Below are 15195 nucleotides of genomic sequence, written 5' to 3' on the forward strand. Positions count from 1 at the left end.
CGGCTACAGAAGGTCGTGGCGGACCACGTTCTCCTCGCGGCCCGGGCCCACGCCGATGATCGACACCTGCGTGCCGACGAGCTCCTCGATGCGCTCGACGTAGGCACGCGCGTTGGCCGGCAGATCGCTGAAGACGCGGGCCTTCGTGATGTCCTCCCACCAGCCGTCGTGTTCCTCGTAGATCGGCTTCGCGTGGTGGAAGGCGGTCTGCGTCATCGGCATCGTGTCGACGCGCTCGCCGTCGATCTCGTACCCGACGCAGATCGGCACCTTCTCCATGCCGGTGAGCACGTCAAGCTTGGTCACCACCAGATCGGTGATGCCGTTGAGGCGGGTGGCGTAGCGGGCCACGACCGCGTCGAACCAGCCGCAGCGGCGCTCGCGGCCGGTCGTCGTGCCGTACTCGGCGCCGATTTTGCGCAGGTGGGCGCCGTTTTCGTCGAAGAGCTCGGTTGGGAACGGGCCGGAGCCCACCCGCGTCGTGTACGCCTTGCTGACCCCGATCACCTTCGTGATGGCGGTCGGCGGGATGCCGGCCCCGACGCACGCCCCACCGGCCGAGGGGTTTGACGAGGTCACGAAGGGGTAGGTGCCGTGGTCCATGTCCAGCATCGTGGCCTGGGCGCCCTCGAGCAGCACCGTGTCGCCCCGGTCGAGCGCGTCCCACAGGATCGTGCGGGTCTCCGCGATGTACGGCCGGAGCCGCTCCGCGTACGCCAGGTACTCCTCCACCACCGCGGACGTGTCGAGCGCCTTGCGGTTGTACACCTTGAACAGGATCTGGTTTTTCTCCCGCAGCACCAGCTCCAGCTTCTTGCGGAGGATGCCGGGGTCGAGGAGGTCCTGGAGGCGGATGCCCATGCGGGCGACCTTGTCGCCATACGCCGGGCCGATGCCACGGCCGGTGGTGCCGATGCGCGACGAGCCGAGGTAGCGCTCCACGACGCGGTCGAGCGCCCGGTGGTGCGGCATGATCAGGTGGGCGTCGCCGGAGATGCGCAGGCGGGAGACGTCGACGCCCCGCTCGGCGAGGCCGTCGATCTCGCCGATCAGCACCTTGGGGTCGACCACCACGCCGTTGCCGATGACGATCATCGCGTTGGGCGAGAGCGCGCCGGATGGCATGAGGTGAAGGGCGTACTTCTGGCCGTCTGGCGTGATCACCGTGTGGCCGGCGTTGTTACCGCCTGAGTAACGCACCACGTAGTGGACCCGCTCGCCCAGCAGGTCGGTAACCTTGCCCTTGCCCTCGTCGCCCCACTGAGCGCCGATGAGCACGATCGCTGGCATCTCTTTCCCGCCTTACTGGGGGCTCGGGTGCCAATATGGCGACCGCGTGGCGAGCCCGAGGTGTCAGGCTAACAAGAAGTTACGACCAGCTCAGCGCTGGCCATAGAGATCAGCAGGGGGTCACCACAGGTGTACGACGTGGTGTTGCTCACGCTCGGCGGCGGTTGTGGCGCTCCGCGCGTGCCGGTGCTCGCCTGTGCCGATGCGCTTACGGCGGCTGGCGCAACTGTACAGACCGTTACCGCAGAGTCCGACGCCGACATTGACGCAAGCCTGGAGGGCCAGCGGCTGGTGGTCGCCACGGCCACCGACGGGCAGTTGCGCGCCGTCGTGCGGCGCATGGTCCGGCGGTACGCCCCGGCGCCCAGCAAGCGCCCCGCAGACCTTCCCGCCAACCGCACCGTGCCCGACCTGCCGCCGATCGGCGTGCTCCCGCTCGATCCCACCGCCGACGACCTCGCCGCGCAGCTCGACCTGCCGCGCGACCCCGCCGAGGTGGCCAAGGCGGTACTCGGCGACAAGGTGCGCCGCCTTGACCTGCTCCGCAACGATGGTGGCTCGGTCACGCTCGACGGTGCGCTGGTCGGCGGGCAGCAGGGCCCGTGGCGCGGACGCGTGGAGGTGGACGACGCGGTGCTGAGCGACGGGTCCGACCCCATACTGGCGTGTGCGGTCGGCAACGGCGCCGGCTACACACGGCTCGAAGGGCTGTCGCTGCTCACCAAGCCGGACCCGGCCGACGGCGTGATCGAGGTCGCGGTGGCGGTACCCGTGATCGCACAGCGCCTGCTGCGCCGGCCCCGCGTGCGGATCGAGGTCCGCCGGGCGCGCGGCCGCGCGGTGGCTGTGACACCGCGCGAGGCCAAGATCGACTACACCGACGATGGCGTCAGCGGCAGCCTGAGCCACAAGCGGTCGTGGTGGGTCGAGCCAGGAGCCTGGGCAGTGTACGTTCGCTGACTCCTGTGCGAGGCTGCCGTGGGATAGGAGGTTTGCCGGGTGGACGAGGAACGGTCGAGGTCGCGGCATGTGCCGGTGGGCCCCAACCGTGGCGTCAAGCCGCTGTGGCCCACGGCCGACTACGTGGCGGAGGAAGAGGTCGCGCCGGCTCCGGTGGCGCCACCACCTCCGCTGCCGATAGCCGAGCCGTTCCCGCCGGCCGGCGCACCCGCTGACCCGCCCCCTCACCCGCATTCGGTGGCCCCGAGGGCTACCCGCAGCCGCCTCAGGAGCCGGTCGTCCCGCTGCCGGCGTCCTATGGGCAGCCGGCAGCCCCGCCCGCGCCCGTCTTCGCGCCGCCACCCGAGCCGCAGGGGTGGGTCGACGGCAACGACAACCTCCCACCGGGCGTCTGGCACCTGGCTAGCACATCCCCGCAGGTCGAGCCGCCCACGCCGGTACACAACGGGCCTCCGATCACGACCACTCCGCCGGCCGGCATCCCGGTCTCCTCAGGCCACCACACGGGCGGCGTCCCGTTTCCGTCGCTGCCGCCTACCTCCGCCCCGCCGGTGACGTCTTCGCCCCCGGCCGAGTACGCCCCGCCGATCCCATCGGCCCCACCGGCCTCAGCGCCACCCGTGCCTTCCGCTCCGCCTGCGCAGCCCTCCACCTACGGCACACCAGTGCCGGATCACTTCGGCCCGCCTGCGCCCGCCTACGGCCACCCCGCGTCGGCGCCACCCGCGTCCGCGCCTTTGCCGTCGGTCCAGCCCGGGTGGGGGCAGCCGCCCGGCGTGCCCCGGCGTACCCGCCAGGGGTGGGCCGCCACCCAACGGCGTTCCACAGTGGAGCCCGGCACAGCCCGCGCCAGGACCTGCGCCTAACGGCGGCGGTGCCGGCTGGGGACCACCTCCGGACGAGGTGCCGACCAACAACCAGCCACTCCAGCCGCCGGCCGACCCGTGGGCCGGCTCCGCGCCGCTGAACCACCCAGCCGGCTCGCCGTGGGCGAGCCCGCCGGGCCAGCCTGTCCCGCCGGGCGCCGCACCGACCCTCGACCACTCACAGCCGGCCACCACGGACGCCGTACCCACCCAGCCCACGCCCTCGGGCCACCCTGGTCCGGCCGCGTACCCCGTCCACGGATGGGTCGCCGGGCACCCTGGCTTCGCCCCTGGTCAGGGTGAGCCGGCCACGCTGCCCACCCAGCCCGGCGCCGGCCACCCGTACCAGGTGCACCCGGGCGTCACCGCGATGCCGCCGCAGCCGGAGGCACCGGGCGTCCACCGGGTGCCGCCGCAGCCGTACCAGGAGCAGCCGGTCCGCCAGACGGAGCCGGGCGTGCCGACGGCGGAGGAGTTCGCGCGGCGCCGTGCGGTCCGTCCGCCCGAGCCCATGGCCCGCACCGGCATGCGGGCGGCCGTCAACAAGAGCACGCTGGGGCTGGTCAAGCTCGCGCCCGGCCGCCACGAGCAGGAGTTCCGCCAGGACGTCGAGAAGGTGCGGCGCAACTTCGGCGGCCTGCGCCAGGTGACCGTGGTCAACCCCAAGGGCGGCGCCGGCAAGACGGTGGCGGTGCTGCTGCTCGCGATGACGTTCGGGCAGAAGCGCGGCGGCTACGTGCTGGCCTGGGACAACAACGAGACCCAGGGCACGCTCGGCATGCGGGCGCAGCAGGACTTCCACAGCCGTACCGTGCGGGACATGCTCCGCGACCTCTCCAGCTTCCAGGGCGCGCGGGGTCGGGTGGGTGACCTCTCGCAGTACGTGCGGGCGCAGGGCGAGGGCATGTTCGACGTACTGGCGTCGGACGAGTCGGCGACGGCCGGCGAGATGCTGACGGCGCACGCGTTCGGGGAGATCCGCGAGGTGGTCAGCCGCTTCTACAAGCTGATCTTCGTCGACACGGGTAACAACGTGCGCGCGCAGAACTGGCAGGCCGCCATCGACGCCACCGACCAGCTCGTCGTCACGATGTCGGCCCGTAACGACTCCGCCGAGCCCGCTGCCCGCATGCTCGACCACCTGGAGCAGTCTGGACGTACGCGGTTGGTGCGGCAGGCGGTCACGGTGGTCTCGATGCCACCTCGCGCCAAGGACATCGACCTCGCCCCGATCCAGCGCCACTTCGAAGCGCGCACCCGCGCGGTGCTGCTGGCGCCGTACGACCGCGTTATCGACACCGGCGAGCCGATGCCGTACGGCCAGCTCTCCACCGCCACGCTCGACGCCTGGCTCAAGGTGGCCGCGGCGGTCTCCGAGGGTCTCTGACGGCCGGTGTCGAAAACCGGCCGCCGGTCTCGACCTATGGGGTAGGAAGGCGTCGAGGACCCGGAGGTACCAAATGAAGTATTTGATCATGATCTGGCACAACCCGAAGTCGCGCGAGATCTGGGAGAGCTTCTCCGACGCGGAGCGTGCCGAGGGATGGCGGGCGTACGCCGAGCTGAACGAGAGCCTGAACGCCTCCGGAGAGATGGTCATCTCCGAGGCGCTTGCCGACCCCTCGCAGGGGCGGCGGGTACCTGCGGCCGAAGGGCAGTCGCTCGCCACCGACGGCCCCTTCCCTGAGGTCAAGGAGCAGCTCGCCGGCTTCTTTCTGGTCGACTGCGAGAGCTTCGACCGGGCGATGGAGATCGCCGGCCAGGTGCCGGAGAGCGGCCTCGGCCTCGTCGAGGTCCGCCCGATCCTGGCGATGAACGGTCCAGATATGTGACCGAGGTGGAGTCGCTCCTCCGCGAGCACGCGCCGCACGTGCTCGCCGCGCTCGTGCGCCACCACGGCGGCTTCGAGACCTGCGAGGACGCGGTCCAGGAGGCGCTGCTCGTGGCCGCCACGCGGTGGCCGGTCGACGGCGTACCGGCCAACCCGCGCGGCTGGCTGATCACGGTCGCCGCCCGCCGACGTACCGAACTCTGGCGCAACGAAACGGCTCGCCGGCGGCGCGAGGAGGCGGTGGCGCTCCTCGAGCCGCCGGAGGCCGAGCCGCCCCCGGATGTCGACGACACCCTGACGCTGCTGTTTCTGTGCTGCCACCCGGCGCTCACGCCCGCCTCGCAGGTGGCGCTGACGCTCCGCGCGGTCGGCGGCCTCACGACCGGCGAGATCGCCCGCGCGTTCCTGGTGCCCGAGCCGACGATCGGCCAGCGGATCAGCCGGGCAAAGCAGCGGATCAAGGCGAGCGGCGCCCAGTTTCGCATGCCCCCGCCGGACGAGCGGCCGGCACGGATCGCGGCGGTGCTGCGGGTGCTCTACCTGATCTTCAACGAGGGCTACACCGCGAGCTCCGGCCCAGCGCTGCACCGCGTCGAGCTGACCGTCGAGGCGATCCGGCTCACCCGCCGGCTCCACGCCTACCTGCCCGGGGACGGCGAGGTGGCCGGCCTGCTCGCGCTCATGCTGCTCACCGACGCCCGCCGGCCGGCCCGCGCCCGGCCGGACGGCAGCCTGGTGCCTCTCGCCGAGCAGGATCGCGGCCGCTGGGACGCCGCCGCTATCGCGGAGGGCGTGGCGCTGGTCAGCAGGGCGCTGACGACAACCGAAGTCGGGCCGTACCAGCTACAGGCCGCGATCGCCGCAGTACACGACGAGGCCGCTCGCGCTGCGGACACCGACTGGGCCCAGATCCTCGGCCTCTACGACCTCCTGGACCGGGTCGCGCCCGGTCCGATGGTCACGCTCAACCGCATCGTCGCCGTCGCCATGGTGTACGGCCCGACGACCGGCCTGGCCCAGCTCGACCGCGCGGAATCCGACGCGGCACTCGCTGGGCACTATCGGCTACACGCGGTCCGCGCGCACCTGCTCGACCTCGCCGGCGACCGGGAGGCCGCACGCGAGCAGTACCGGCTGGCCGCCAAGCGCACGCTGAGCGTGCCCGAGCAGCGCTACCTGGAGTCGAAGGCCGGCTAGTTACCGGAGAGGGCGTCACCCGCGGCCGGGTCGCAGTCGCGCAGGAACTGGGCGCACCGGGCCGCCTCGTCGGACTCGCCGATCTCGTCGGCCGACCGGGAGAGGGCATGCAGCGAGCGCAGGAAGCCGCGGTTGGGCTCGTGCGACCACGGCACCGGCCCGTGGCCCTTCCAGCCGTTGCGCCGAAGCTGGTCGAGGCCGCGGTGGTAGCCCGTGCGGGCGTACGCATACGCCGCCACGAACCGCCCCTCACCGAGCGCGCGGCCGGCGAGCGTCGCCCAGGCAGCGCTGAACGCCGGGAAGTGCGCGGCCACATCGGCATACGCCTCGTCGGTGTCGACCCGCTCCGCGTCGGCCAACGCGGCAGCGGCCTTGTCGTCGACGGGCAGCAGCGTAGCGGGCGGTTCGGGCAACAGGTTCTGCATGCGCACATTCAACCCGCAACCTCGCTCATACAGTGCCTGAAAGGCTGAGGGATTCGTCACGCGTGCGGCCGGTGTGCGCGACCCCACACTGGACTACAAATGGAGGTCCGGAGCCTCCCCAGGACCCGGTAACGGGAGCCCGGTGGCCTAGCGCCGCCGGGCTCTCTCTTGTGGCGGTGGTGCAGGATTGGCGCGTGCCGTCGCTTGATGTCCTGAAGCCCTTTGACACCACTCCAGAAGAAGTGGAGTCCCGCGCTGAGCTCGACCTGCACCTGGGCACCGGCAGCCTCGCCGGCCTGACGATCCAGGGCTGCGCCTCGACGCCGAGCCGGTGCCCGATCTCTCGCATGTGGACGTCACGGGCACGCTCTTCATCGGCTGCCACTTCGCCACCGTGGATGCCGAGGCCGACGTCGTGCTGCGCGGCGCGCACGTGGTGCCGCCCTTCCGCGACATGCCGTTCCCGTCGCACCCCGCCCACCTCTACACAGCAGAGGATCTCGCCGCCGGCTTCGAGTCCGGTGGCTTCGCCGGCATGTACGACACGGTGGTCTACGAGCACTTCCTGGCCGTGGGTGGCGCCCTCCCGACGGTCCGCGAGGCGCTCGCCCAGCGGCTGCACGACCACGGCATCGACAACGCGCTCGCCGACGTCACGCTGAGCTGGCTGGCCCGTCACGGCCCCGGCTCGGTGATCGGGGTGATGGGCGGCCACGCCGTGCCGCGCGGCTCGTCGGCGTACCGGCTGGCGGCCGCCCTGGGCTGGGAGCTCGCCCGGGCCGGGCGGCTCGTGGTGACCGGCGGCGGTCCCGGTGTGATGGAGGCGGCCAACCTCGGCGCCTACCTCGCCACTCGCGACGCCGAGGAGTTGACCGCCGCGATCGACCAGCTCAGCGCCGCGCCCGACTTCCTGGACCACGACGCGTACACGGCGGTGGCCCTCGACGTGCGGGCCCGCTTCACCCCCAGCGACGACGTCGACTGGCCGAGCCGCGGCGGCCTGGCGATCCCCACCTGGCTGTACGGGCACGAGCCGGCCAACCTCTTCGCCGGCCGCATCGCGAAGTACTTCTCGAACGCGATCCGCGAGGACACGATCCTGCGCCTGGCCCGCGGCGGCATCGTCTTCGCGCCCGGCCGCGCGGGCACCGTGCAGGAGGTGTTCCAGGCGGCGACCAAGACGTTCTACGGCACCGACGGGGCGAGCGGCGCCTACGTGTTTCTTGATCGTGCATTCTGGACGGAGACCCTACCGATCCAGTCGCTGCTCCGCCCGCTGCTGGCGCTCGCACCCGCCGGCGACCTCTCCAGCACGATCCACGTGACCGACGACGTCCACGAGGCGGTACGTGTCCTGACCACCGAGGACTAGGTCAGGCGATCGGTACGCGGCACCAAAAGCCGACTGGGAGGTCGACCTCGGTCTCGTCGGTGATGCCGTTTTCGTCGAGCGCGTTGTAGATCGCGAGCCGCGAGCCCTCGAAGAGGAACTCGACCGCGTGCAGCACCCGCGGCCGCCAGTGTGACGGCATGATCCGCTCGATCACGTTGACCTCGCGCAGTCGGCGACCGCGGGCGGCCACCAGCGCCGGGTGGGCGTCGGGGCGCCAGTCGAGGGTGAGGCCGGGCCCGTCCAGCGACATGGACATGTCCACCTGGCCCCAGCTGATCCCGCACTCGTCGAACTTGCGGTGGGTGACCTCGACGTTGACGTCGCCGAACCCGAGGATCACCGGCCCGTCGGCGAACCACTTGCGGCGGTCCAGGTCCCACATCAGCCAGGCACCCTCCAGCGGCTGGCCGATGATCCGGGCGAAACGGGGACGGTGGACGGCGGCCAGCGTCCTTCCGCTGTGACACCACTGCGGCTCGTACCCTTCGATGCCGAGCACGACCGACCTCCAGGGGACATTGTCGGGCGATCATATCGAAAAGCCGCTGATTGGTACGGAACGGCACGCGGCCGGCTCCCGAACGGGAACCGGCCGCCGACGTCCTGACCCAGGAGTTGGTTACTTGGAGAGCGTGTTGCCCGTCGAGCGGAGGTGCTCGCAGGCTTCGATCACGCGCTTGGCCATGCCCTCCTCGGCCGACTTGCCCCAGGTGCGCGGGTCGTACGACTTCTTGTCGCCGACCTCGCCGTCGACCTTGAGCACACCGTCGTACTTGCTGAACATGTGCGCGGCCACCGGACGGGTGAACGCGTACTGCGTGTCGGTGTCGATGTTCATCTTGACCACGCCGTAGTCGAGCGCGGCCCGGATCTCCGACAGCAGCGAGCCCGAGCCGCCGTGGAAGACGAGGTCGAGCGGCTTCTCCTTGCCGTACTTGGCGCCGAGCGCGTCCTGGATCTCCTTGAGGATCTCCGGGCGGAGCTTGACGTTGCCCGGCTTGTAGACGCCGTGCACGTTGCCAAAGGTCAGGGCGGCGATGTACCGGCCCTTCTCACCCAGGCCGAGCGCGGCGACCGTGGCCAGGCCGTCGCCGACAGTGGTGTACAGCTTCTCGTCGATCGCGCCGACGATGCCGTCCTCCTCGCCACCGACGACGCCGACCTCGATCTCCAGCACCACGTGCGCGGCGGCCGCCTCGGCCAGCAGGTCCTGGGCGATCTCGAGGTTTTCGTCCAGCGGCACCGCGGAGCCGTCCCACATGTGCGACTGGAAGATCGGCGCCTCGCCCCGCGCGACCCGCTCCTTGGAGAGAGCCAGCAGCGGGCGGACGAAGCCGTCCAGCTTGTTCTTCGGGCAGTGGTCGGTGTGCAGGGCGACGTTGACCGGGTAGTTCTTCGCCACCTCGTGCGCAAACGCCGCGAACGCCGCCGCCCCGGTGACCATGTCCTTGACGGTCGAGCCGGAAAGGTACTCGGCGCCGCCGGTGGAGACCTGGACGATACCGTCGCTCTCCGCCTCCGCGAAGCCGCGCAGCGCCGCGTGGAGCGTCTGCGAGGACGTCACGTTGATCGCGGGGTACGCGAACGCGCCGGCCTTGGCGCGGTCGAGCATCTCGGAGTAGACCTCAGGGGAAGCGATAGGCATGTCGAACGCTCCTAGTTTTCGGGCTTGAGTGCGCCGGACCGCGCTGTCCTCCAGCCGGAAGTATCGCGCAGGTCACCGGCTGCCACCTCACCGGGCCAGGGTGGTTCAAATGGCCTGGTATCAGGCCCTCTTGCCCTCCCACCGATCCGGAATCACGAGGCCGATCAGCCAGCTGACCACGGCCACCACGATCGCGCCCCAGAACGCCGGCCAGAAACCGTCGATGTGGAACGGCAGGTCGAACTGGCTCGAGATCCAGTCGGTGAGCAGGAAGAGCAGGGCGTTGACGACGAGTGCGAAAAGTCCGAGCGTAAGGACGTAGAACAGGCACCCGACGACGCGGATGATCGGCTTGAGAACGGCGTTGACCAGGCCAAATATCAGCGCGACGACGATCAGCGTCAGCACATTGCGACCGGACGTGCTACCGGTCACGTCGATGCCGGGCACCACCAGGGTGGCGATCCAAAGCGCCACCGCGGTGATCGCCCACCGGACCAGAAATCCCACCGTTCCATCCTGACACCGCCAGTACCGCGGGGGAGGCCGGTTTCCTCAGCTTGATCAACGGGCACCCTGGTCGCCGTACCCCGACGAGCGGAAGGAGGTCACCATGGCCGACCCCCATGAGGACTTCGAACCCGAAGACAACCTGGAGCCGGAGGAGCGCGATCCGGAGACGCCGTCGGAAGACGCGGTGGAGCAGGCGACGGTCGCCGATCCGAGCGACACCGAGCCCGAGGTGCAGCGCGGCCTCGAAGTGGACGAATGGGACGCGCTGGAGCAGGCTCGGGTTGTCGGTCTGGACGACGATTACCGGTAGGACCTGTCAGCCTTCAGCAACCACACAGCTTCTCCTGGCTGGGCACCGGTAGCCTATGTGCCCGTGGACACAGCCGAGAAGACCCGCGCGCTCACCGAACAGCTCGCCATCAACCCGATGGACCCCAAGGAGCTTCTCCAGACGTTCGGTCTGGTGGGCGTCTGGGTGATCCTCTTCGCCGAGACCGGACTGTTGCTCGGCTTCTTTCTCCCTGGTGACTCGCTGCTCTTCCTCGCCGGTGTGGCCGCGTCGCCGGTCGCCGACGCGATGTTCGGCGACGGCACCAAGCTGTCACTGACCGGCCTGCTGATCGGGGCGCCGATCTGCGCGATCGCGGGTGCGCAGCTGGGCCACTTCCTCGGGGCCAGGTACGGCCGGAAGATGTTCGAGCGGCCCGACTCGCGCCTCTTCAAGCGGGAGTACGTGGAGAAGGCCGAGTACTACTTCGAGAAGTTCGGCCCGGCCAAGGCTGTGGTGCTGGCCCGCTTCATCCCGATCGTCCGCACGTTCCTCAACCCGGTGGCGGGCGTGCTCGGCATGCCGGCCAAGACCTTCTTCTTGTGGAACGTCATCGGCGGCATCCTCTGGACCGACGGGATCATCCTCGGCGGTTACTTCCTGGCGGAGAGCATCTACGACGTGGTCGGCGACCACATCGACCGCTACATCCTGCCGGTGGTGGCCCTCATCGTGCTGATCTCGGTACTGCCGATCTTCATCGAGATCATCCGGGAGCGGCGGGCCCGCCGCCGCGCGGCGGCCATCGCCGCCGAGGACCCGGCGCAGACGACACCTGCCGCCGGCCGGCACTCCCAGGTTTGATCAAACCCCGGTGACTACCGCCCGTTACGGGTGGCGGTCGCGCCAGGGGATAGGTGAGGCACGAGGAAATCGCCCGGTGTCACCGAGAATGGTGACCAGCTCAGTGACGCCGGGCGATTCCGCGCTAACTCAGCGAGCCTTCTTGGTGGCGCGCTTACGCGGCGGAGTCAACAGGTCCGCGATCGTAGCGATCGCGGTCGGCACCAGCCGGTAGTAGGCCCACACACCGCGCTTCTCCCGCTCCAGCAAGCCGGCTTCGGTGAGGATTCGCAGGTGGTGGCTTACCGTCGGCTGCGAGAGGCCGAGCGGTGCGGTGAGGTCACAGACGCACGCCTCGCCCTCCGGGGCCGACTGAATGAGGCTCAAGAGCCGCAGCCGGGCCGGATCGGCGAGTGCTTTCAGGACCCCAGCGAGGCGCTCAGCATCAGCGCGCTCGATCGGCTCGCCGCCAAGCGGCGAGATCTGAGGCATGGTCGTTTCAGCCAACGCAGTTCCCACGTACTCCATCCTTCCACCTACACCATCGATCCGCCTGCATATCAGCAGGTCCGAATCGACAAACTTGTTAGACCTAAAGGCCGAGGTCGCCCAACGTGTAGGCAGCGCGATACGGGAGTCCCACGTCCCGAACCGCCTCACCCGCACCTCGATCAACGATAACCGCTACACCCACAACCTCGGCTCCAGCCTGTTTCAGCGCCTCGACCGCGGTCAGCACGCTGCTGCCCGTCGTCGAGGTGTCCTCCACCGCCACCACCCGGCGGCCCGCCACATCGGGACCTTCGATCCGGCGCTGCAATCCGTGCGTCTTCTCTGCCTTGCGCACCACGAACGCGTCGAGCTGCCGCCCGTCCGCTGCCGCGGCGTGCAGCATCGCAACCGCCACAGGGTCCGCGCCGAGCGTCAGGCCGCCGACGGCGTCGAAATCCCAGTCCGCGATGAGATCGAGCATTACCCGACCAACGAGTGGGGCGGCCTGATGGTGCAAAGTTACGCGGCGTAGATCGACGTACCAGTCCGCCTCACGGCCCGAGGACAGCACCACACGGCCCCGGACGACGGCCAGTTCAGTGATGGATTTACGCAGGTCGTCATGGTCCCCCATGGCGCACAAGGGTACTTGCCGTATGCCCGGTTCGTACCGTCGACCCGGTCACATCACCGATTACTGTTCGTCGCGACCGGTGCGCCCCCGCGTGTCGCGCGCGACAGCCTGTAGGAGGCCGCGCGGCAGGTGACGCATCCCGAAGACGCTGACTTTGTATTTCCAGTCCGGCACGCTGACCACCCGGCCCCGGCGCAGGTCTCGCAGGCCGTCAGCGACGACGCGGTCGACCCGGAGCCAGAGCCACTCCGGAGTCTTGGACATGTCGATGCCGGCCCGCTCGTGAAACTCCGTGTGCGTGTAACCAGGGCAAAGGGCCATCACGCGAACGCCGTGCCGGCGCACCGAATGCGCGACGGACTCACTGAAGTTGGTGACCCATGCCTTGCTCGCCGAGTACGTAGAGCCAGGCATCACCGCCGCGAAGCCGGCGACCGAGGAGACATTTATCACGTCGCCCCGGCCACGCTCGATCATGCCCGGCAGTGCGGCGAGTGCGAGGCGCATGACCGCGTGCACGTTGACCCGGAGCAGGCGGGTCTCAGCCTCCACCGTGGACTTCACGAACGACCGGTTGAGGCTGAAGCCGGCGTTGTTGACCAGCATGTCGACGCCGTCGCCGAGCCGCTTTTCCACCACCGCGCAACCGTCGTCAGTGGACAGATCGGCGGGGAGCGGAGTGGCCGCGACGGCGTATCGGCTCGAGATCTCCTCGGCCAGGTCCGCCAGCCGCCGCTCGTCGCGCGCGACGAGCACCAGGTCGTGGCCCTCAGCCGCGAGCCGGCGGGCGAACGCCGCCCCGATGCCGCTGCTGGCGCCGGTGATCAGGGCCGTCCGGGAGGCTGCCAATCGGAGTTCCTCACCTCGGGGGCGGGGGCGGGATTGTGGGGAAGGGCGGGGTCGTGACTGGGGGCACGGGCACCGCGCTCGCCTCGCGGCGGAAGTACGGGTGCGAGGCAGGCAGCGCCAGCAGCAGAGCTACTACAAGGTAACCCAACGCCTGCCCCGCCGAAACCACCCCGTTAAGGGCGATCCACCAGTCCGGGTACGCGTCGGTGAGCGCCTGGGTGAGATCTTCCGTCTGGTTGTTGGTGGAGACGTTCCAGGTGAGCGCGCTCTGGCTGACCACGGCGAGCAGGCCGCAGCAGCCGCAGAGAAGGCCGAGGCCACTGACGATCCAGGTGGCGATGCGGGCGCCGTTGCGGCCCTGGAGGTTGCCCACGCCCAGCGCGATCAGCAGCACGGCGAAGATCACCGAGAGCACCCCGCCGGCGATCACCGTGCCCCAAGCCACGTCGGCGAGGCCGTCGATGTCGGACTGGCTCGCGCCGGTGGCCTCGGCGGCACTGCGGAAGCGGTCGACCACGCCTCCGACGGCGGCCAGGCCGACGACCGCGTTCACCAGGCCGGCGACTCCCATGAAGATCATGATCGCCGCGGCGGCGGTGACGGTCGCCGGCCGGGGCCGGGCCGGCTCGGTGATCGAGACGTCGGTCATGCAGTTAGAACTACAGGACGGCCTGCTTGATCACTGACTGGGGGGTGAATTCGGGTTGTCCCTTGTGTCCTCCGCCGGGGCCTCAGGCGCGGGCGGTGTCACGGGCGGCGTGGCCGGCGACGGGGGCGGTGCGACCGGCGGCGTGGCCGCGGGAGGGACCATGGGCGGGGGTGCGGTGGGAATGGTCCCCGTGCCAGGCGCGGGCGGCACACCGGGAGCCGGGGCCGCGGTGGCCGGCGGGACCTGCTGGTACGCGGGGTAGCCGGGGTAGGCCGCGCCCGGGACCGGCGGCTCCCAGACCGGAGCCGGCTTGCGGAAGAACTCATTGGACGGCGGGAGCGCCAGCAGGATCAACGCCACCAGCAGCGCGAGCAGGCTGAGCACCGCGATCGTGGTGGTGACCGGCGTGTACCAACCCGGCAACGCTTCGTCGAGCCGCCGCTGGATCTCCGCCGAGTCCGGCACGCCGCTCTGCCCGGATTCGATGTTCATCCCGCCGCTGACCGCCGTCGCCGCGAGCGAGACACCCGAGCAGCAGAGCGAGATACCGCCCAGCACCCAGGTGACGATCCGGGACGCGTTCTTGCCCCGGTTATTGAAGATCGCCAGGACCACGAACGCGACGGCGAAGAGCAGGCCGACGACCGCCACGATGACCGAGGTGACGGTCACGATTGCCTCGGTGCCTTCGGCCGACGTGCCTTCGTACGCTTCGCGGTACACATCGGCGGACGTGCCGATCACCGAGAGGCCGATGATCACCCCGATCAGCCCGAGTGCGGCGTAAAGATAGAGCAGGTAGCTGGAGATGGTGACGCTCGCCGGACGCGCGGCGGCGGCCTGGCTCGTGGGATCAGCCACGACGCTCCTTCCCTAGATCACGTTCAGTACGTATGCATACCCTGCCAGTTGACCGGGGCAAACGGTGCCCCTGCAATCCACAGTGGCTGTGGTGCTCAAGCCACGGTCAACTGGCCGGTCGCGTACTGACCCAGCGTCGTGCGATCCATGATGCAGCCATGGAAGGTGGTGAACTCCGCCGCTTCGTGGCTGAGTGCGCCCCAGGCGGCGCGGGCGGCGTCGGGATCGAAGGTGGCGAGCAGCGTGGCCGCGTACGCCTTGCCGGCCGGCGAGCCATTCGCGAGCAGCCAGGCGAGGTGCGGGCGGACGTCGTCGGCTCCCTCGGGGAGCGCGGCCTCCACCGCCCGATATGCCTCCGTGACCGGCAGGATGCGCCCGGCCAGGCCCACGCCGGCGAACGCGACGACCTCCGCGCTCGCCAGCTCCCGCACCGCGGCGACTACGGACCCGGTCATACCCCGATTCTTACCCGCCTTGAC

General features: G+C 70.1%; 17 protein-coding genes and 1 pseudogene. 7 read left to right on the forward strand and 11 right to left on the reverse strand.

Going from position 1 to position 15195, the window contains the following annotated elements:
• Positions 1-3: 3 nt before the first annotated feature.
• Positions 4-1290, reverse strand: coding sequence for an adenylosuccinate synthase (locus Pflav_RS32500; protein ID WP_173040609.1), 1287 nt, complete (start codon positions 1288-1290; stop codon positions 4-6).
• Between the two features lie 129 nt (positions 1291-1419).
• Between Pflav_RS32500 and Pflav_RS32505 the strand changes: the two genes are divergently transcribed.
• The 4 genes from Pflav_RS32505 to Pflav_RS32520 all read left to right on the forward strand — a co-directional run bounded on the left by Pflav_RS32505 (position 1420) and on the right by Pflav_RS32520 (position 6144).
• The gene (locus tag Pflav_RS32505; RefSeq protein WP_377307705.1) at positions 1420-2250 is read left to right on the forward strand and encodes a diacylglycerol kinase family protein; all 831 of its coding nucleotides are present in this window, start codon (positions 1420-1422) and stop codon (positions 2248-2250) included.
• A gap of 903 nt (positions 2251-3153) precedes the next feature.
• Positions 3154-4503 (forward strand): MinD/ParA family ATP-binding protein, encoded by a 1350-nt coding sequence (locus Pflav_RS32510; protein WP_232072171.1) that lies wholly within the window; start codon positions 3154-3156, stop codon positions 4501-4503.
• Between the two features lie 73 nt (positions 4504-4576).
• Entirely contained in the window at positions 4577-4948 is a 372-nt protein-coding gene (locus tag Pflav_RS32515; RefSeq protein ID WP_173040610.1) for a YciI family protein, read from the forward strand.
• A complete protein-coding gene (locus tag Pflav_RS32520) occupies positions 4945-6144 on the forward strand; it encodes an RNA polymerase sigma factor (protein WP_173040611.1) in 1200 nt (399 codons plus the stop codon). Before Pflav_RS32515 ends, Pflav_RS32520 begins: the two co-directional genes overlap by 4 nt.
• On the opposite strand, the gene Pflav_RS32525 is transcribed toward Pflav_RS32520, so the two are convergent.
• Positions 6141-6569: a DUF3151 domain-containing protein gene (locus tag Pflav_RS32525; protein ID WP_173040612.1), complete on the reverse strand. Its 429-nt coding sequence runs from the start codon at positions 6567-6569 to the stop codon at positions 6141-6143. The genes Pflav_RS32520 and Pflav_RS32525 overlap by 4 nt on opposite strands.
• A 242-nt stretch (positions 6570-6811) precedes the next feature.
• Here Pflav_RS32525 and Pflav_RS32530 point away from each other — a divergent pair.
• Positions 6812-7941: pseudogene (locus Pflav_RS32530) on the forward strand (LOG family protein).
• Position 7942: 1 nt separating this feature from the next.
• Here Pflav_RS32530 and Pflav_RS32535 read toward each other — a convergent pair.
• From Pflav_RS32535 to Pflav_RS32545, 3 genes are all read right to left on the reverse strand, one after another.
• Positions 7943-8461, reverse strand: coding sequence for a hypothetical protein (locus Pflav_RS32535; RefSeq protein ID WP_173040613.1), 519 nt, complete (start codon positions 8459-8461; stop codon positions 7943-7945).
• A gap of 120 nt (positions 8462-8581) precedes the next feature.
• Complete coding sequence (gene fbaA, locus Pflav_RS32540) at positions 8582-9607, reverse strand: class II fructose-bisphosphate aldolase (protein WP_173040614.1); 1026 nt, start codon at positions 9605-9607, stop codon at positions 8582-8584.
• 120 nt (positions 9608-9727) lie between these two features.
• Positions 9728-10117 (reverse strand): phage holin family protein, encoded by a 390-nt coding sequence (locus tag Pflav_RS32545; protein ID WP_173040615.1) that lies wholly within the window; start codon positions 10115-10117, stop codon positions 9728-9730.
• A gap of 103 nt (positions 10118-10220) precedes the next feature.
• Here Pflav_RS32545 and Pflav_RS32550 point away from each other — a divergent pair, with 103 nt between their 5' ends.
• Together Pflav_RS32550 and Pflav_RS32555 are read left to right on the forward strand one after the other, a co-directional pair.
• Positions 10221-10430 carry a hypothetical protein gene (locus tag Pflav_RS32550; protein ID WP_173040616.1) on the forward strand — a complete coding sequence of 70 codons (210 nt, stop codon included), beginning with the start codon at positions 10221-10223 and terminating at the stop codon, positions 10428-10430.
• 117 nt (positions 10431-10547) lie between these two features.
• Entirely contained in the window at positions 10548-11252 is a 705-nt protein-coding gene (locus Pflav_RS32555) for a DedA family protein (RefSeq protein ID WP_173042764.1), read from the forward strand.
• Positions 11253-11381: 129 nt separating this feature from the next.
• On the opposite strand, the gene Pflav_RS32560 is transcribed toward Pflav_RS32555, so the two are convergent.
• From Pflav_RS32560 to Pflav_RS32585, 6 genes are all read right to left on the reverse strand, one after another.
• Positions 11382-11759, reverse strand: coding sequence for an ArsR/SmtB family transcription factor (locus tag Pflav_RS32560; protein ID WP_173040617.1), 378 nt, complete (start codon positions 11757-11759; stop codon positions 11382-11384).
• Positions 11760-11823: 64 nt separating this feature from the next.
• A complete protein-coding gene (gene pyrE / locus Pflav_RS32565) occupies positions 11824-12357 on the reverse strand; it encodes an orotate phosphoribosyltransferase (RefSeq protein WP_173040618.1) in 534 nt (177 codons plus the stop codon).
• A 60-nt stretch (positions 12358-12417) separates the two neighbouring features.
• Positions 12418-13206 carry an SDR family NAD(P)-dependent oxidoreductase gene (locus Pflav_RS32570; protein WP_173040619.1) on the reverse strand — a complete coding sequence of 263 codons (789 nt, stop codon included), beginning with the start codon at positions 13204-13206 and terminating at the stop codon, positions 12418-12420.
• A gap of 10 nt (positions 13207-13216) precedes the next feature.
• A complete protein-coding gene (locus tag Pflav_RS32575) occupies positions 13217-13855 on the reverse strand; it encodes a hypothetical protein (protein ID WP_173040620.1) in 639 nt (212 codons plus the stop codon).
• Between the two features lie 30 nt (positions 13856-13885).
• Positions 13886-14716: a hypothetical protein gene (locus Pflav_RS32580; RefSeq protein WP_180201288.1), complete on the reverse strand. Its 831-nt coding sequence runs from the start codon at positions 14714-14716 to the stop codon at positions 13886-13888.
• Between the two features lie 95 nt (positions 14717-14811).
• Entirely contained in the window at positions 14812-15171 is a 360-nt protein-coding gene (locus tag Pflav_RS32585) for a hypothetical protein (RefSeq protein ID WP_173040621.1), read from the reverse strand.
• Positions 15172-15195 lie beyond the last annotated feature (24 nt).

This window comes from Phytohabitans flavus (genome assembly GCF_011764545.1).
GTDB lineage: Bacteria > Actinomycetota > Actinomycetes > Mycobacteriales > Micromonosporaceae > Phytohabitans > Phytohabitans flavus.